Below are 17,426 nucleotides of genomic sequence, written 5' to 3'. Positions count from 1 at the left end.
GGGAGGCGCGTCGTGACAACGGCGCGCGCTGTCGTGCGCGCGATTGTCGTCACCGACGGTCGCAGCGGTCACCTCCCAGCGGTCCTCGCCTCGCTCGCGGACCACTCGTACGACACCCTCGATGTCGTGGTCGTGGACGGCGACGAACCCGATTTCCCTGACGGTCTTCGAGGCGAGATCCTGCGCGCTGACGGCGCGAACTATCGCGAGGCGATCGATGCCGCGGTCGCGACGCACCCCGCGCTCGATCAGGAGCTCCTGTGGCTGCTCCACGACGACACGGCGCCCATGCCAGGAGCGCTCGACGCGCTCGCCGCGGTCGCGCGCAAGCGCCGCCGTGCCGCGATCGTCGGTGCCGCGCACGTCAACTGGCGCGACCCTTCGCGACTCGTCGATCTGGGGGCGACGGTCTCGCGCGTCGGCGCGCGCCGCATCCAGCTGGTCGAGGAGGACGACGTCAACCAGGGCCAGTACGACTCGCGCGACGACGTCTTGGCCGTCAGCCTCGCGGGCGCCCTGGTGCGCCGTGAGTGGTGGGACCGCGCTGGCGGCACCGACGACGCGTACCGCGGCTTCGGGGAGAGCGTCGACCTGTGCCGCCGCGCGTGGCGCGCGGGACTCGACGTGGTCGTCGTGCCGTCCGCGCGCATCCGGCATGCGCAGGAGAACCTGCACGGCACCCGCGCCGGGGGCGAGCAGGACCGACGCTCGTCGTACCCCCAGCGTCGGACGGGCGAGTGGTACCACGCGATGGCGTTCGCGCCCGCGCTCGGCGTCCCCCTGCTCGTGCTGTGGGCCTTCGTCTCCGCACCCGTGCGCGCCCTGCTGCGCATCGCGCAGAACGAGCCGCGCATGGCGCTCGCCGACCTCGGCGTGCCGTGGCGAGTGCTGGGACGCTTGGGTCGACTGCCCGCGTCGCGCGCGGCGATCCGGCGTACTCAGGAGCTCGGGCCCCGCGTCGAGCGGCCGCTGCTCGCGCCGTGGCGCACCGTCGTGCGCTTCGTGCGCGCCCGCGAGCTCGGCGCCTACGAGCAGTGGCGCGAATCGATCGCCCCCAACGATGTGGAACGCGCCGAGTTGGCGCTCGCGGCGAGCCGCCGTCGACGGGGGCTCGCGATCACCGGTGCGCTAGGACTCGCGGCGTCGCTCGCGTTCGGCGGCGCGTGGCTGGGTCCCGTGCTGCGCGGCGACATGCTCGCTGGCGGCATCCTCGGAGTCACGGACCTCGCGGCGGGGGACGTGTGGGCGCGCCTCGTCTCCGGCTGGGACGGCGCGGGCTTCGGCGCCGCCTCGATCGACTCCGTCTATGCAGCGCTGCTGCTTCCCGCGAGCGTGGTGCCGGGCGGCGCGCGCGTCGGGCTCGCGCTGACGCTCGTGCTCGCGCCGCTGGCCGCGACGCTCGGCGGCTGGGCTGCTGCCGGCACTGCGGTGCGGTCGGCGTGGATCCGCGGCGCCGCGGCGCTCGCGTATGGCCTGTGGCCCGCGTTCCTTGTCTCGGTCGACGATGGCCGGCTCGGCGCCGTACTTGCGCACGTGCTGCTGCCGTGGGTGGCCTTCGGCCTGGTGCGCGGCGCCGGGTGGCATCGCGGCGAGCCCGTGGGGGACGGCGAGTTCCCCCGCGTGCGCGTCGGTTCGCCGAGCGCATCCGCGGGAGCTGCCGTCGCTGCGGCCGCCGCAGTCTCCGCGGCGCCCGCGCTGTTGCCAGCGGTCGTGCTGGTGGCGCTGGTCGCCGGAGGCTTCGCGCGAGGCGCGCGGCTGCGCACGTGGGCGATCGCCCTGCCGGCGCTGCTCGTCTCCGCACCCGCACTCGTGGCCGCATGGCACGAGGGCACGTGGGGAGGCGCCGCGCGCGTGCTGCTGCGCGACGCGGGACCGGTAGCCGCCTCGCAGCCATCCGAGCCGTGGGAACTGCTGCTCGGCGCGCCGACGCCCCAGACGGCCCTCCCATGGGCCGACCTCGCGCCCACCGCAGGCGCGGCCGCACTCGCAGTCGGAGCGCTCGTCGTGCTCGGCGCGGCGTGGGCCGTGCTCTCGGGCCGCGCGACCTGGCCGGTGCGCACGCTCGTGCTGCTCGCGTCCGTGGGCCTCGCGACGGCGCTCGTGGAGCAGCGCACGCTGGTCGGCGGGGAGGACGGCGCGGGCATGGAGCTCGTGAACGGGTGGCCCGGCCCCGGCTCCTCGCTCATGGCTCTCGCTCTGCTGGGCGCGGCGGCTTCGGCGGCGTCCGGCGCATGGGGTCAGGGCAAGGGCGCAGCGCTGGCGTGGAGGCGCACGGGATATGCAGTGGTGCTCGGCGTCGCGGCGCTCGCGCTGAGCGCGCACGCGCTCGTCGTCGCGTGGCCCGGCCGTCCCACGGACCTCGGCACGACCGATGTGGCGGTGCTGCCCCTGGCGACGGCGCTCGACCAGGTCTCCGGCGAACGCCAGCGCGTGCTCGTACTGGACTCGGCGGAGGATGGCACCGTCGCCTACACCGTGCTCGAGACTGACGGCTCGGTGCACGCGCTCGGGACGGCCGAGCGCGATGACGACGGGCGCGCGTACGCGCACCCGACCGACCCGCCGCCTGCAACGCCCGCCTCGCTCGGGGAAGCTGTGGCAACCCTCGCCGGGGCAGGCTCGGGGGCGTCGCCCTCGCTGGCCGCGTGGGGCATCGGCACCGTCGTGGTCGCGCCAGGGGCCACCGAGCTCGACGCGGCGCTGTCCCAGATCGAGGAGCTCGACCTGCTGGGCGCGAGCGACCGCGGCACCCCCTACCGGGTCACGTGGGAGGACGACGCACGCGCTACGCGCGCCTGGGTCGAGGTGGGCGATGCCCGCACGGCCGTGCCGATGGGACGCCTCTCCGGCACGATCGAGCTCGCCGAGAGCGTGGACGGCACGCTCGTGCTCGCGGTCGCGGATGACCGGGCCTGGACGGCCACCCTGGACGGCGAGCCGTTGGCGCGCGTGGACGATCCGCTCGGGCGTGCGGCATGGAAGGTCGCGGGATCGGGGCAGCTGGAGATCGTCCATCATGACCCGACGCGCGCACGCTGGCTGTGGATCGTGGCGGGCTTCGTGGGGTTCACGCTGCTGGGTTCCATCCCCATCCATCGCACGAGGTTCGGACGGGGCGCGCGATGACGGCGACCTGGATCAAGGCGACGACGGGCGCCGTCGCGCTGGGCGCCCTCGCGGCTGTGGCAGTGCTGGGATCATCGCTCGACCCCGCCGCCGAGCGCGCGCATGCGACGTCGACGACCGCAGTGATGCCCGCTGCCCAGCCCGCGGCCTGCCCCGCACCTCTCACGGTGCCGGTGGGCGCGATCGAGGGCGACGACTTCTCTTCGGTGCCGACGCAGTCCTCACGCGCGGTGTTCGGCGGCGCGTCCACGCCGGTCGGCGATGGGGTGGCGGTCGAAGCGCCGGTCGGCGCCGTGCTGGAACGCGCGGAGGACGGCGACATCGCCTCGCTTGCGGCGCTCACGTGCACGCGCCCCGCGTCCACGCAGTGGATCGTGGCCGGCGCGACGACCGTGGGAGCCTCGTCCCGACTCGTGCTCACCAACCCGACCGAGCGCAACATCGAGGCGACCGTGACGCTGTACGGCGGCGCTGGCGCGCTCGGCGAGACGAGGACGCTCGCGGTCGGCGCGGCGTCCCAGGCTGAGCTGCTGCTCGAGGGCGTCGAGGCAGAGCTGCCCGCCATGGCGATCCGCGTCGATGCGACCGGAGCGGGCGTGGTCGCGGCGCTGCAGGACTCAAGGCTCGACGGGCTGCAGCCCGCGGGCACCGACTGGGCGAGCGCCTCCGAGCCTGGACGCCATCTCGTGGTGCCCGCGGTCGGTGGCGGAGGCGCGAGCGCGGCGACGCTGCGTCTCATGTCGCCCGAGGGTGCGGTGGCGTCGCTGACGCTCGTGGGCGCCGACGGAATCCTCGATTGGCCCGGCACCTCGCGTGTGGAGCTCGAGGCGGGCGTCGTGACCGAAGTCGCGGTGCCGCTCGGCGACGTCAGGGCGATCGAGATCGACGCCGATGCTGACGTGGTGGCCGCCGCGCGCACGGTCGTGCAGCGCAGTTCCGATGTGGGGCTCGAGGGGCAGACTGCGACCGACTTCATGTGGGTCGCGGCGCAGCCGGTGCCAACCACGGCGGAGTCGACGGCGGCACGCGTGGCGTACGCCCCGGGACTCGGTGGGGCGATCGTCGCCTACTCGCCCGTGAGCACCACGGTGACGGTGCTCGATGGTGCGGGCGCGGTGGTCGCGGAGACGCCGGTCGCGGCGCGCACCGTGGTCCGCATCCCCCTCGATCTGCCTGCGGGCACGGCCGTGTCGATCACGGGACGTGCCGCGTGGGTCGTGACAGTGCGTCAGGACCCTGGCTTCCTGGCGGCGATGGCGCCCGCGCGCCCCGAGGTGGATCCGATGGAGATCACCACTGTCGATCGCTCGTACGTGCGCTGACGCTCACTCGCCGAACTCGGGGTCGACGTCCTCCGGCGCCATGCCGAGCAGATGCGCCACCTGCTCCGCGACTACGTCGCGCACCAGCAGCGCGAGCTCTGGGCCGTCGGCCCGCTCCTCGCACGGGCGTCGGTAGACGACCACGCGTGTCGGCTGCCCCAGGTCTGAGGGGAACAGCCTGCCGAGCGGCACGCCGCGCTCCCACGGGCTCGGGTCGGACGGGGGCACGTCCTCGGCGCCGAACTCGACTTTGCCCCAGCGTCGGCCCCACCGTGGCTCGAGCCGCTCGGCGGCCTCGAGCACGAGCCTGTCGAAGCGATCAGCCCGGGTGAGGTGACCCGGCAGCGACGCAGGCACCAGGGGAGCCCTCAGCCCCCTGCCGTGCCTGTCGCGCGCGCCCATACGGGAACCCTAGTCCGCGCGTCGGGCGTGTCGCGGTACCGGCCCGACGCCGTGGTCGGGCGGGCGGCGTGCCTCCAGCGGTACGTGGTGGCGCGGGGGTAGCGTCACGAGACGTGATGGCCTCGCGACAGTGCTCCAAGTCGACCTGCGCCCGCCCGGCGGCGGCGACGCTGACCTATGTCTACGCGGACTCGACCGTGGTCGTGGGGCAGCTGTCCGCGAACGCCGAGCCTCACAGTTACGACCTGTGCGCCCCTCATGCGGAGGGCTTCACGGCGCCGCGCGGCTGGGACGTGGTCCATATCCACCAGGACCTCGTGGATCCCGGCCCGTCTCCGGACGACCTGGACGCGCTCGCGCGCGCCGTGCGCGAGGCGGGCGCGCCGCGCGTGGCGGTGATGCCGCCCGCTCCGGTCGCCTCAGAGCCGCGCCGCGGGCATCTGCGGGTCGTCAACTCCGACTCCTGAACCGGTCCGCCGCGCCACGACTGGTGGGGAGGGCTCCGTCCGTCACCGGCGGGCGCTAGCCTGTCCGTCATGACCGATCTCAGCGGCCTCATCAAGTCCTACGACGTGCGCGGCATCGTCGGCGAGCAGCTCACGACCGAGATCGCGCACGCGATCGGCGCGGCATTCGCCGATGCCATCGTGCGCCCCGACGGCGAGACCACGGTCGCGCTCGGCCACGACATGCGCGACACGGGCCCAGGCCTCGCCGACGCGTTCGTCGCGGGCCTGAACGACCGTGGCGTCAACGCGATCCGCATCGGACTGTGCTCCACCGATGGCCTGTATCACGCGTCGGGCGCGCTGAACCTGCCCGGCGCGATGATCACCGCGAGCCACAACCCGGCCGCATACAACGGCATGAAGCTGTGCCGGTCGCGCGCACGCGCCGTCGGCGAGAACACCGGCCTCGCGGACGTGCGCACGCTCGCCGAGCGCTACGTGGACGAGGGCGTGCCGGTCGCAGAGGAGCGAGGCACCGACGAGACGCAGGACATGCTGCGCGAGTACGGCGAGTTCCTGCGCTCGCTCGTGCCGCTCGACGCGATCCGCCCGCTCAAGGTCGTCGTGGACGCAGGCAATGCGATGGCTGGCTACACGGTGCCCGCGGTGCTCGGCACCGAGGCGGGCCTGCCCGAGCTCCCGCTGGACATCGTGCCGCTGTACTTCGAGCTCGACGGCACCTTCCCCAACCACGAGCCCAATCCGCTCGAGGAGGAGAACCTGCGCGACCTGCAGAAGGCCGTCGTGGAGCACGGCGCGGACCTGGGGCTCGCGTTCGACGGGGACGCCGATCGCTGCTTCGTCGTCGACGAGCGCGGCGAGGTGGTGCGCGCCTCCGCGATCACCGCGCTCGTGGGACTGCGCGAGGCCGCGCGCGAGGACGGCCAGTCGACCGTGATCCACAACCTCATCTCGTCGCGGGCCGTGCCGGAGCTGCTGGGCGAGGCTGGCATCACCGCCGTTCGCTCGCGCGTGGGACACAGCTTCATCAAGGCGCAGATGGCTGAGCACGACGCGATCTTCGGTGGCGAGCACTCGGCGCACTTCTACTTCCGCGACTTCTTCTACGCCGATTCGGGCATGCTCGCGGCGCTGCACGTGATGGCGGCACTCGGCCAGCAGGACGGGCCGCTGAGCGCCATGCTCGAGGCCTACGACCCCTACGCCGCGTCCGGCGAGATCAACTCGACCGTGACCTCGGTGCCTGAGGCGCTCGCACGCATCAAGGGCGCCTTCGGCACGCGCGACGGCGTGGTCCTCGACGAGTTCGACGGCCTGACCGTGACGCACTGGGATGACGAGCCTCGCTGGTGGTTCAACGTGCGCCCGTCTGGAACCGAGCCGCTGCTGCGCCTCAACGTGGAGGCGGCCACGGTCGCCGACATGGAGGCAGTGCGCGACGAGGCGCTGCGGGTCATCCGGGAGGGCTGACGTGTCGGCTGAGGGCGGCACCAAGGCGATCGTCGCTGCGCTCAGCGCCAATCTGGGCATCGGCGTCACCAAGTTCGCGGCATACGCGCTGACGGGCGCGTCGTCGATGCTCGCTGAGGCGATCCACTCGGTCGCCGACTCGGGCAACCAGTTGCTGCTCCTGCTCGGCGGCAGGAAGGCGCGCAAGGAGGCCACGCCGGAGCACCCCTTCGGCTACTCGCGGTACCGGTACTACTTCGCTTTCCTCGTCGCCGTCGTGCTGTTCAGCCTCGGAGGGTTGTTCGCGCTGTACGAGGCATGGCACAAGTTCCAGCACCCTGAGCCGATCGAGTCATGGCACTGGGTCCCCATCGTGGTCCTGCTCATCGCGATCATGCTCGAAGGGCTGAGCTTCCGCACTGCCATGAGGGAGTCCAACAAGATCCGCGGCAATGTGGGCTGGGCGAAGTTCATCCAGCGCTCGCGTTCTCCCGAGCTGCCCGTGATCCTGCTCGAGGACTTCGGCGCGCTCGTGGGCCTGGTGTTCGCGCTGTTCGGCGTCTCGATGACGCTCGTCACGCACAACGGGCTCTGGGACGCGGCTGGCACCGCGATGATCGGCGTGCTGCTCGTCTGCATCGCGCTCGTACTGGCGCGCGAGACCCGCGAGATGCTGCTCGGCGAGTCGGCCACGCCGGAGGACATCGCGAAGATCCGAGCGGGTCTCGCTGAGGCCGGCTTCACCGACGTCATCCACCTGCGCACGATGCACCTGGGTCCCGACGACGTGCTCGTGACCGCCAAGGTGGGCGCGGGCGCCGACGAGACGCTCGCAGAGATCTCTCGCCGCACGGACGACGCCGAGCAGCGCATCCGCGCGGCCGTGCCCGCCGCGCGGCTGATCTTCATCGAGCCCGACGTGCGCCATGACGAGCCGGAGCGCGAGGGTGGCGCGCGTCCGCTCGGTGCCGAGCTCGGGGATGAGCGCGGCAGCTAGCCACCTTTCGCCCGCCCCCAGGAGGCCCGCAGTGGCGGCCCTCCACAGCGTCGGGCGCATCTGCGTTAGCCTCTCCTCAGACATCGCGCCCCGCCACCGGGCCGTCGCGCACGCCGTCCCTGAAGGAGAACCATGACCGAGCACGTCGTCGCCGACCTGGCCCTCGCCGAGGCGGGCCGCCATCAGATCCGCCTCGCCGAGGTGGAGATGCCGGGCCTCACCTCGCTGCGCGAGGAGTTCTCCGCGTCGCAGCCGCTCGCCGGCGCGCGCATCGCCGGATCGCTCCACATGACTGTGCAGACCGCAGTGCTCATCGAGACGCTCACTGCGCTCGGTGCGGACGTGCGCTGGGCGTCGTGCAACGTGTTCTCCACTCAGGACGAGGCGGCCGCGGCGATCGTCGTCGGCCAGGGCTCCTACTCGTCGCCCGACGGCGTGCCCGTGTTCGCGGTCAAGGGCGAGTCGCTCGCGGAGTACTGGGAGTACACCGACCGCATCCTCACGTGGGATGGTCACGACGGCCCCACGATCATCCTCGACGACGGTGGCGACGCCACGCTGCTGGTGCACGAGGGCGTGCGGTTCGAGAAGGTGGGCGCCGTGCCGGACCCGATCGATGAGGACGACCCGCGCTACAACGAGGAGATCGAGGCGATGCGCGCGGTGCTCCGCCGCTCGCTCGCGAAGGACCCGACGCGCTTCACGCGCATGGCCGCGGGCATCGTCGGCGTCTCCGAGGAGACGACCACCGGCGTGCACCGCCTCGACCAGATGCATGCGCGCGGCGAACTGCTGTTCCCCGCGATCAACGTCAACGACTCGGTCACCAAGTCCAAGTTCGACAACCGCTACGGCATCCGCCACTCGCTGCCGGACGGCCTCAACCGTGGCACCGACGTGCTGATCGGCGGCAAGGTCGCGGTCGTGTGCGGGTACGGAGACGTCGGCAAGGGCGCCGCGGAGGCGCTGCGCGGCCAGGGTGCGCGCGTGGTCGTCACGGAGGTCGACCCGATCTGCGCGCTCCAGGCCGCCATGGACGGCTACGAGGTCGCCCGCGTCGAGGACTACGTGGACCGCGCGGACTTCTTCATCACCACGACGGGCAACAAGGACATCATCCGCGTCGAGCACATGGCGGCCATGAAGAACAAGGCCGTCGTGGGCAACGTGGGCCACTTCGACAACGAGATCGACATGGCGGGCCTCGCACGCTCGGGCGCGAAGCTCGAGCCCGTGAAGCCGCAGGTCGACGAGTGGACCTTCCCCGACGGCCACAGCGTCATCGTGCTCTCCGCCGGACGTCTGCTGAACCTCGGCAACGCGACCGGCCACCCGAGCTTCGTGATGTCCACGTCGTTCGCCAACCAGGTGCTCGCGCAGATCGAGTTGTGGGTGCGCCCTGAGGAGTACCCGCTGGGCGTGCACCGCCTGCCGAAGGTGCTCGACGAGAAGGTCGCGCGCCTCCACCTCGACTCGCTCGGGGTGCGCCTCACGGAGATGAGCAAGGACCAGGCCGACTACCTCGGCGTGCCGCAGCACGGGCCCTTCAAGCCTGACCACTACCGGTACTGAGCCGGGCCGACGCGCCTGCCCGGCGAGAGCGTCGGGCGCTACGAGACCTCGGGGACGCCGTGCGGGAGCCGCTGGATCCGTGAGGCGACCTCGGCGTCTGTGCGCTGGTGCTCGAGCGCCCGGGCGTACTCGCGATCGCGACGCATCACGAGCGCCGCGGTGAGCAGCGCTTCCGGGTGGGTGCCCTGAGGGGGCGCGGGGGAGACGTAGGGAGTCACCGCGTCGGCCATCTCGGTGCCGATCTGGGCTCGCGAGACCGGATTGAGCTGCGCGGCCCGCGACAGGAACTGGCGCACCGTGAGCGCGAGACCGTCGGGCAGGCGTCGCACGTCAGCGGTGGTGGCCCACTCGGCGAGGGCGGGCGGCATGACCAGGGGCGCGTGGGGGCTGCGTGCGGCGCGCTCCTTGAGTGCGTACGTGCCGGCGAGGATGTCGCCGACGCGCTTGCCTCGCGCGGTCGTGAAGGCGCTGATGAGCGCCATGCCGCCCGCGGTGAGCCACAGGTCGAGCACGCCGACGAGCCCGCGCACGAATGCCTGGCGGAACGCGATCGGCCCGCCGTCGTCGCGCACGATCCGCACGCCGGTCGCGAACTTGCCCACCGAGCGTCCGCGCGTCAGTGTCTCGAGGGCCACCGGGATGCCGACGAACACGAGGATGAGGTGAGTGAGCACAGCCGCGCTCAGCGCCGCGAAGTCCATCGAGTCGGGCATCACCCAGGCCAGTGCCGTGAAGGACCCCACATAGAACGCCCCCAGCACGATCGCGTCCAGCATCGCGCCAGCGGCCCTCAGTCCGACGCTCGCGGCGGCGGTCTCGAGGACCACGCCCTCGCCGATCGTCGTGGTGTCGTCCACGGGTCTCCCTCCGTCTGGGCCGCGACTCCATGGCGCGCGCTCGCCCCCGTATGGCATCGTATCCGCATGGACCTCGACTCCTTCATGGCGCTGCGTGAGGATCGGTGGAGGAGGCTCGAGACGCTCTCGCGCCGCGGGCGGCCGAGCGGCGCGGAGGCGGACGAGCTCGCGCGCCTGTACCAGCTGGTCGCCTCGGATCTCGCGCAGGTGCGGTCCGCAGCTCCCGATCCCGCCCTCGTGTCGCGCCTGTCGGTGCTCCTCGCGAAGGCGCGCGCCGCGCTCGCTGGCGCGAGGCCGCCCGTGCACCGTGAAGTCGCACGCTTCTTCGTGCTGTCCATGCCGGCGGCGCTGTACCGGCTGCGCTGGTGGACGCTCGCCGTGATGGCGGTGTTCCTGCTGATCGGCGCCGCGACCACGCTGCACTACGTCGCGAACCCTGAGCTCATGTCGGATCTGGGCACCGTCGAGGAGCGCCAGGCGTATGCCGAGGAGGCCTTCGCGGCCTACTACTCGGAGAACCCCTCGGCGTCCTTCTTCGCGCGCGTATGGACCAACAATGCGTGGGTCGCGGCGATGTGCGTGCTCGGCGGCATCACGGGCGTCGTGCCGCTGTACGTGCTGGTGCAGAACGCCGTGTCGGTGGGCGTGGCCGCGTCGGTCATGCACGAGTTCGGCCAGCTCGGACTGTTCTTCCAGCTCATCGCGCCGCACGGCCTGCTCGAGCTGACGGGCGTGTGGATCGCCGGCGCGGCGGGGCTTCGCCTCGCGTGGACGGCGCTCGTCCCGGGGCCCCGCCCACGGATGCGCGCGCTTGCCGAGGAGGGACGCGCGATGTTCGGCGCGGTGCTCGGCCTGGTCGTCGTGCTGCTGGTGTCGGGGATCATCGAGGGATACGTCACCGGCGCCCCTGCGATCCCCTGGCCGGTGAAGATCGCCATCGGCGTGACGGCACTCGCCGGCTACTGGACGCTGGTGTTCACGCTCGGCCGCCGCGCGGCGCTCATGGGGGAGACCGGCGATGTCGAGCGTGAGCTGCGCGAGGACGTCGCTCCGGTCGCCGCGTAGCGACGTGAGTCGCAGACGCCCGACGCAGTGGGCGGCCAGCCCTAGAGCCGTCCCGCTGCCTTGAGGGCCAGGTACGCGTCGGCGACGGCGGGCGGGAGGTCGTCGGGGCCCGCCGAGACCACCTCGATGCCGCTGCGCCGCATGCGGTCGGCGACGGCTGCCCGCTCGAGCTCGTGGCGGGTGGCCGCGGCGGCGGCATAGGCCTCGGCCGTGCCTCCGCGGGCGGCCGCGATCTCGCGCAGCTCTGGGTCGTCGACCGGTGCGACGAGCAACTGGTGGTCGCGCGCGATGGGCGCGAGCGCACGCATCATGCCTGAATCTGCGGCCGCGGCGCCAAGGTCGGTGAGCAGCACCACGAGCGCGCGCTGTGAGAGAGTCTCGCGCACGATGCCCGCGACGGACGTCCAATCGGGCTCGATGAGGCGTGGCTCCAGCGGGGCGAGGCGGTCGGCGATCGCGGGCATGAGCGCCGCCCCGGAGACGCCCGAGACGCGTGCGCGCACGCCACGATCGAACGCGACCACGTGCACGCGGTCCCCGGCTTTGGAGGCGAGGGCGGACAGGAGCAGGGTGGTCTCGATCCACGCGTCGAGCCGGGGGATGTCGCCGATGCGCGCGGCTGCGGAGCGGGCCGTGTCGACGAGGATCAGCACCTGCCTGTCGCGCTCGGGGCGCCATGTGCGCACGACGACCTCGGAGCGTCGGGCGGTGGCGCGCCAGTCGATCGCGCGCACGTCGTCGCCGATCACGTACTCGCGGAGCGAGTCGAACTCCGATCCGGGGCCGCGCATCTGGACGGCCGACCGGCCATCCAGCTCGCGCAGGCGGGCGAGCCGCGACGGGAGGTGGCGGCGCGACGCGAACTCGGGGAGCACGCGCAGCGTCGCGGGCAGGTCGACGGACAGCTGTCGGCCAGCGAGGCCGAGGGGACCGCGCACGCGCAGAGTGACTGCTCCCGCGTGCCGATCACCGCGTCGGACCGGCCGCAAGGAGGTCGTGAAGCGCCTCGCCTCGCCCGCCGGGAGGTCGAACGCGTGCCGATTGACGCCCGCGCCTGCGGACGGCTGCCAGGCGTCGCGGACGGCGCCGCGCGCGCGCCGCGAGCCGACGTTGCGCACCAGCAGCGTCGTCTGCGTCGCCTCGCCCAGCCTCACCGCGCCCGGCGGCTCACGCCTGGAGGCGAGCAGCCGCGGGGACGGTGCGCCGAGCGCATCGCCGAGCACGAGCGCCGCGGTAATGCCTGCCCACACGAGCGCGGCGCCCGCAGATCCCGCGGCCGCGGCGATGACGATGCCGACGGCGCTGAGCGCTGCGGCCCTCCAGGTCAGGTACATCAGCGGGGTACGGGGACCGCCGCGAGGACGGACTCGACGACGCTGTCCGCGGTGACGCCCTCGAGCTCCGCCTCTGCGGTGAGCTGAATGCGGTGCGCGAGCGTCGGCAGCGCGAGCGCCTTGACGTCGTCCGGGGTGACGAAGTCTCGTCCCGAGAGCCACGCCCATGCGCGAGTGGTGGCGAGGAGCGCGGTCGCGCCGCGGGGCGAGACGCCGAGCGAGGTCGCGGTCGCCGCGCGCGTCGCACGGCACACGTCGACGATGTAGGCGATCACCTCGGGTGAGATCTCGACCTTCGCGACCTCGCTGCGCGCAGCCTCGAGATCCTCGAGCGATGCCACTGCGGTGACGCCGGCGGCCCCGAGGTCGCGCGGGTCGAAGCCCGCGGCGTGGCGGCGCAGCACCTCGGCCTCCACGGCGCGATCGGGCAGCGGCAGCTGGAGCTTGAGCAGGAAGCGGTCCAGCTGGGCTTCTGGGAGCGGATAGGTGCCCTCGTACTCGACGGGGTTCTGGGTCGCGATCACGAGGAATGGCTCGGGCAGGCGGCGCGCCTCGCCGTCGACGGTGACCTGGCGCTCCTCCATGGCCTCGAGCAGCGCGGACTGCGTCTTGGGGGGAGTGCGGTTGATCTCGTCGCCGAGCATGAGGTTCGTGAAGACGGGGCCCTCGCGGAACGAGAAGCGGGAGGTCTGTGCGTCGTACACGAGCGAGCCCGTGATGTCTCCCGGCATGAGGTCGGGGGTGAACTGCACGCGCTTGGTGTCGAGAGCGAGGGATGCCGCGAGGGTGCGCACCAGGAGCGTCTTGGCGACGCCGGGCACTCCTTCGAGCAGCACGTGACCGCGGCACAGCAGCGCGATGATGAGGCCCGTGACGGCGGCGTCCTGGCCGACGACGGCGCGCCCCACCTCGGTGCGCACCTTCGCGAGCGTGGTCACCAGCGGCGAGTAGGCGGGCGGGTTCTGGTCGGGGTTCTCGGTCACGAGCGGTGCACCTCGTCTTCCAGGGAGTCGAGCCGGGCCAGGAGGTCCAGCATGTCGTGGTCGTCGGCCGGCGGTGGGCCGTACAGCAGCAGGTCGATCTCGGCGCCGTCGCGCTCGGTGTGGGCGGCGATCGCGGAGACGAGCGCTCCGCGCGGGGCTGTCCGCGGCAGCGAGAGCCGGCTCGCCATGCGTGCGGCGGCTCCGGCGCGCAGCGCGGCGAGCGCGTGCCCGCGGGCGCGGCCTCGCTCGTATAGGCGTCCGCGGCCGCGCGTGGCCTCTGACGCTCTGACGATGACGGGGAGCGGCTCCGTGACGAGGCGGCCCATGCGTCGGCCCTGCCACGCGGCGGCGACGAGCGCGGTGATCGCGGCGGCGACGCCGCCCGCGGCGAGCCAGGGCGGCGTGCGGGGCGTGAAGTAGGTCGATCCCGCCTGGTCCGTGCCGAACACCGTGTCGTCGAGCTCGCCTCCCATGTACCAGACCACGTGCTCCGCGTGGCCGGTGGTCCACAGTGCGAGCGCCGCGGCGCCGTCGGTCGCGAGGCCGGCGTTGGAGACGATGTCCGCGTCTGCGAGCACGTGCACGGGTCGGGCGCCGTTGCGCTCGAGCATCACGTACGCCGACCCGTAGCCGTCCGTGAAGCAAGGAACCGCGCGCGGCGAGTCGGCGTAGATGCTGGTGGCGACCCCCGTGAGCGAGCCTGCGGCGACGGCCGCGGGCGCGTCGCAGTCTGCGACGAGCGTCCCCTCGCCGGTGGCAGGCTCGGCCGACAGCCCGGGGTCGATCGCATCGAGAGTGTTCGCATCCGGGTCGATCCACACGATGTCGCCCGCGTGGTCGGCGATGGACGCGACCTGACGGTCCTCGAGGAAGACGTACGAGGCGATCACGAGCGTGCCGCCGCCGTCCAGCCGCCGGTACGCGTCCGCGAGCGTGTCGACCTCCTCGACGCTCACGCCCTGGTCGCGCAGGACCTCGGCGAGCGCGCGGGCGCCGGTGGGGCCCGGGTTGCTGATCGACAGCGGTGTGGACGACGTTGCGGGGCGTGCGAGCGTGACCGTCACGAGCAGCACGAGCACGAGCCCCAAGACGGTCACCAGCCAGCGCGAGCGGTTCCAGCGCGCCGAGCCGACCACAGCGGCTGTGGAGCCGTCTCCCAGGAGAAAGCCGTCGGGCGCGGCGACGGTGCGGCTCATGGCGTCGGCTCCTGGGCGGCGCTCACAGCGGGGCGGGCGAGGGCGAGTGCTTCCGACGCCGCGCGCACGGTCTCGTAGTGGGCGCGCGTGGCGACGACGTCGCTGTACCTGACCTCATCGAAGGTGCGCGACGCGGCGTGCAGCGCGCGCGCGGCATCGGGCACTGCGACGCCGGCATCCCACGCGGCCTCGTGCGCCGTGCGGCCGGGCCGCGGGTCGATCAGCGCGCGCTCCTCCGCAGAGCGCACGATCGCTCGGAACCCGTCGACGACCGCGTCGTGCCAGCGCTCGGCAGCGGCGGCCGTCCGGGCGGCCGCATCGAGCTCGGTGGCGCTGCGTGTCTCGTCCTCCATCACATCGGACCGCTCGCGTCGGCGCGCGGCGAGCAGCGGACGCGCGATGGCGAAGGCCCCGCCGAGCACGGCGATCACGGCGAGCAGCGCGAGCACGTATCCCAGCGGTTCGAGCGAGCCGCTTCCCTCGCCGGAGAGCAGATCGGCGAGGAAGTCGGTGAGTGCCTGCGCGATCCGGTCCATGAGGGAGGCCCCTGCGGCGTAGTCCGCCTTCGACAGCTCGTCCTCGGCCCAGCGGCGCGCCTCATCAGCGCCCGGCTCCACCGGCGGCGCGAGCGGCAGGAGCGCGAGTATCACGCGGCGTCGGCCTCGGCACGCTGCTGGACTGCCTTGGTGAGCGCGAGGTCGAAGCCCTCCTTGCGCATCCGCTGGTCCGTGTACAGGCCTGCGGTCACCCCGCCCAGGTACGCGATCGAGAGCAGGACACCCAGGAACGAGGCGACGCCGATCGCGATGACGTAGATCGGCACGGCGGTCGCGGGGTCGGTGGTGAACATCAGCAGCGGCAGCAGGACGGAGACAGGCACGGCGAGCACGTTCTGGATGACCCCGGTGATGATCGAGGCGACCGCGAGCACGCCGAGGATCATCCAGAAGCGTCCACCGGTGAGGCGCCACGAGCGGGCCATCGCGGCGAACGGGCCCTTGCGCTCGAGCACCACGGCGGGCACCGCGAGCGAGAGCTTGATCGCAGTCCAGATGACCAGGGCGGTGGCGCCGAGCGCGCTGAGGATCAGCACCGCGATCCCCAGGCCTACCGACGCCTGGAACGACGGGATCGCGAGCAGCACGACGACCGCGAGCACCGCGCTGTACGCGAGGCCCAGAGCGAGCGACTGCACCACGAGCGTCGGCAGTGCGCGCAGGGCTCGGCGCGTCGCCTCGCCTACGCTCATGCGCTCGCCGAGAACCGAGCGCGAGAAGGACAGGGTGGTGATGCCCGTGGACACCAGCAGCACGAGCGAGCCCACGAAGGCGCCGACGAGCAGCAGCACCACGTCCGTCACGGTGAACGGCGCGTCGGTCGTCGAGCCCGACTCGAGGTAGGCGCTGCCGAACAGCGCCGAGTAGTAGCTGTAGCCCATCCCGTACGTCGCGAGCATCGAGACGAGCGCGACGAGCGCGTTGAGCCCCAGCATCACCTTGGGGTTGTGGCGGATCGCCTTGAGGGGGCCGTCGAGCAGTTCGCCGAAGGTGAGCGGTCGCAAGGGGATGATCCCAGGGCGGTTCATCGCGGCGGCGTCCGCGAAGCGGGGAGGGGCCTGCGTCCCCGCACGCGGCGGCGCTGTCGGCCCCACGCCCGACGCTGGCGCAGGGGCGCCCAGCGGTGGCGCCGGGGCGACCGGCGGCGGCGGGAACGCGTCGATCTGACCCTGCCCGCCCGTCGGCGCGGCGAAGGGTGAGAATCCCCCTTGTACCCGGTCCGTCGCGGCCTCGTCCTGGCCCTGCGGCTGGTCGCTCACTCGCATCCCTCCTCGTTCCGACCATCCTGCCATGCGGCCGTGACGCGGGGAACGACTGAAGCAGACCCTGGGAGAGCCTTGCGGTGCGTGGCAAGATGGGCGCATGACGGCGCGCATCCTGGTGGTCGACGACGATCCTGCAGTGTCCGAGATGATCGGAATCGTCCTGCGGGGCGACGGCTTCGAGCCAGTGTTCTGCGACCACGGCGACCGCGCCGTGGAGGTGTTCCGCGCCGAGCAGCCGGACGTGATCCTGCTGGACCTCATGCTGCCCGGCAAGAGCGGCATCGACATCTGCCGTGAGATCCGCGCCGAGTCGGGCGTGCCGATCGTCATGCTGACCGCGAAGTCGGAGACGGTGGACGTGGTGCTCGGCCTCGAGTCGGGCGCCGACGACTACATCCCCAAGCCCTTCAAGCCGCGCGAGCTCATCGCTCGCGTGCGCGCCCGCCTGCGCCGTCACGACACGGCGGCGCCGGGGCTCGTCAGGGTGGGCGACCTCGAGATCGACGTCACCGGGCACCGCGTGAGCCGGGACGGCGAGATGATCCCGCTCACGCCGCTCGAGTTCGACGTGCTCGTCACGCTCGCGCGCGCTCCCGGACAGGTGTTCACGCGCGAGGTGCTGCTCGAGGATGTGTGGGGTTACCGCCACGCGGCTGACACGCGGCTCGTGAACGTCCACATCCAGCGCCTGCGCGCGAAGATCGAGAAGGACCCGGAGAACCCGGAGATCGTGCTCACGGTGCGTGGCGTCGGCTACAAGGCAGGTGGCCAGGCGTCGTGAGACGCTCGCTGCGGGGCGCCACCCGGCGTCTCGCGATCCCCGTCCGGCGC

General features: G+C 72.7%; 15 protein-coding genes. 8 read left to right on the top strand and 7 right to left on the bottom strand.

The features are described 5' to 3' along the window. Positions 1-12 precede the first annotated feature (12 nt). Positions 13-3,126 (top strand): glycosyltransferase, encoded by a 3,114-nt coding sequence (locus tag B7K21_RS04460; protein ID WP_084074006.1) that lies wholly within the window; start codon positions 13-15, stop codon positions 3,124-3,126. Beyond that, positions 3,123-4,448 carry a DUF5719 family protein gene (locus B7K21_RS04455; protein ID WP_084074005.1) on the top strand — a complete coding sequence of 442 codons (1,326 nt, stop codon included), beginning with the start codon at positions 3,123-3,125 and terminating at the stop codon, positions 4,446-4,448. The genes B7K21_RS04460 and B7K21_RS04455 overlap by 4 nt, the downstream gene beginning before the upstream one ends. Positions 4,449-4,451: 3 nt before the next feature. On the opposite strand, the gene B7K21_RS04450 is transcribed toward B7K21_RS04455, so the two are convergent. Beyond that, the gene (locus B7K21_RS04450) at positions 4,452-4,850 is read right to left on the bottom strand and encodes a metallopeptidase family protein (RefSeq protein WP_084074004.1); all 399 of its coding nucleotides are present in this window, start codon (positions 4,848-4,850) and stop codon (positions 4,452-4,454) included. 116 nt (positions 4,851-4,966) lie between these two features. Between B7K21_RS04450 and B7K21_RS04445 the strand changes: the two genes are divergently transcribed. From B7K21_RS04445 to ahcY, 4 genes are all read left to right on the top strand, one after another. Beyond that, positions 4,967-5,317, top strand: coding sequence for a DUF3499 domain-containing protein (locus tag B7K21_RS04445; protein ID WP_084074003.1), 351 nt, complete (start codon positions 4,967-4,969; stop codon positions 5,315-5,317). A 69-nt stretch (positions 5,318-5,386) separates the two neighbouring features. Further along, positions 5,387-6,790 (top strand): phosphomannomutase/phosphoglucomutase, encoded by a 1,404-nt coding sequence (locus B7K21_RS04440; protein ID WP_084074002.1) that lies wholly within the window; start codon positions 5,387-5,389, stop codon positions 6,788-6,790. A 1-nt stretch (position 6,791) separates the two neighbouring features. Continuing rightward, entirely contained in the window at positions 6,792-7,766 is a 975-nt protein-coding gene (locus B7K21_RS04435; protein WP_084074001.1) for a cation diffusion facilitator family transporter, read from the top strand. Positions 7,767-7,898: 132 nt separating this feature from the next. Next, positions 7,899-9,338, top strand: a complete 1,440-nt coding sequence (ahcY, locus tag B7K21_RS04430) for an adenosylhomocysteinase (RefSeq protein WP_084074000.1) — start codon at positions 7,899-7,901, stop codon at positions 9,336-9,338. 38 nt (positions 9,339-9,376) lie between these two features. On the opposite strand, the gene B7K21_RS04425 is transcribed toward ahcY, so the two are convergent. Further along, positions 9,377-10,195: an RDD family protein gene (locus B7K21_RS04425; protein WP_234989177.1), complete on the bottom strand. Its 819-nt coding sequence runs from the start codon at positions 10,193-10,195 to the stop codon at positions 9,377-9,379. A gap of 66 nt (positions 10,196-10,261) precedes the next feature. Between B7K21_RS04425 and B7K21_RS04420 the strand changes: the two genes are divergently transcribed. Beyond that, positions 10,262-11,260 (top strand): stage II sporulation protein M, encoded by a 999-nt coding sequence (locus B7K21_RS04420; RefSeq protein WP_084073998.1) that lies wholly within the window; start codon positions 10,262-10,264, stop codon positions 11,258-11,260. 41 nt (positions 11,261-11,301) lie between these two features. On the opposite strand, the gene B7K21_RS04415 is transcribed toward B7K21_RS04420, so the two are convergent. From B7K21_RS04415 to B7K21_RS04395, 5 genes are read right to left on the bottom strand one after another with little or no spacing between them, the layout of a single operon-like run. Next, the gene (locus B7K21_RS04415) at positions 11,302-12,594 is read right to left on the bottom strand and encodes a DUF58 domain-containing protein (protein ID WP_084073997.1); all 1,293 of its coding nucleotides are present in this window, start codon (positions 12,592-12,594) and stop codon (positions 11,302-11,304) included. Beyond that, on the bottom strand, positions 12,594-13,535 hold the full coding sequence (locus B7K21_RS04410; protein WP_234989230.1) for a MoxR family ATPase: 942 nt from the start codon (positions 13,533-13,535) through the stop codon (positions 12,594-12,596). Before B7K21_RS04410 ends, B7K21_RS04415 begins: the two co-directional genes overlap by 1 nt. Positions 13,536-13,573: 38 nt before the next feature. Continuing rightward, the gene (locus B7K21_RS04405) at positions 13,574-14,773 is read right to left on the bottom strand and encodes a DUF4350 domain-containing protein (RefSeq protein WP_084073995.1); all 1,200 of its coding nucleotides are present in this window, start codon (positions 14,771-14,773) and stop codon (positions 13,574-13,576) included. Further along, a complete protein-coding gene (locus B7K21_RS04400; protein WP_084073994.1) occupies positions 14,770-15,423 on the bottom strand; it encodes a DUF4129 domain-containing protein in 654 nt (217 codons plus the stop codon). Before B7K21_RS04400 ends, B7K21_RS04405 begins: the two co-directional genes overlap by 4 nt. Next, entirely contained in the window at positions 15,420-16,589 is a 1,170-nt protein-coding gene (locus B7K21_RS04395; RefSeq protein ID WP_159448412.1) for a glycerophosphoryl diester phosphodiesterase membrane domain-containing protein, read from the bottom strand. Before B7K21_RS04395 ends, B7K21_RS04400 begins: the two co-directional genes overlap by 4 nt. Before the next feature lie 103 nt (positions 16,590-16,692). Between B7K21_RS04395 and mtrA the strand changes: the two genes are divergently transcribed. Further along, entirely contained in the window at positions 16,693-17,376 is a 684-nt protein-coding gene (gene mtrA, locus B7K21_RS04390; protein ID WP_084073992.1) for an MtrAB system response regulator MtrA, read from the top strand. The last annotated feature ends 50 nt before the right edge of the window (positions 17,377-17,426 follow it).

Origin of the sequence: Demequina sp. NBRC 110052 (assembly GCF_002090075.1) — a bacterium.
Lineage (GTDB): Bacteria > Actinomycetota > Actinomycetes > Actinomycetales > Demequinaceae > Demequina.
This window is presented reverse-complemented; position numbering and strand designations above follow the sequence as displayed.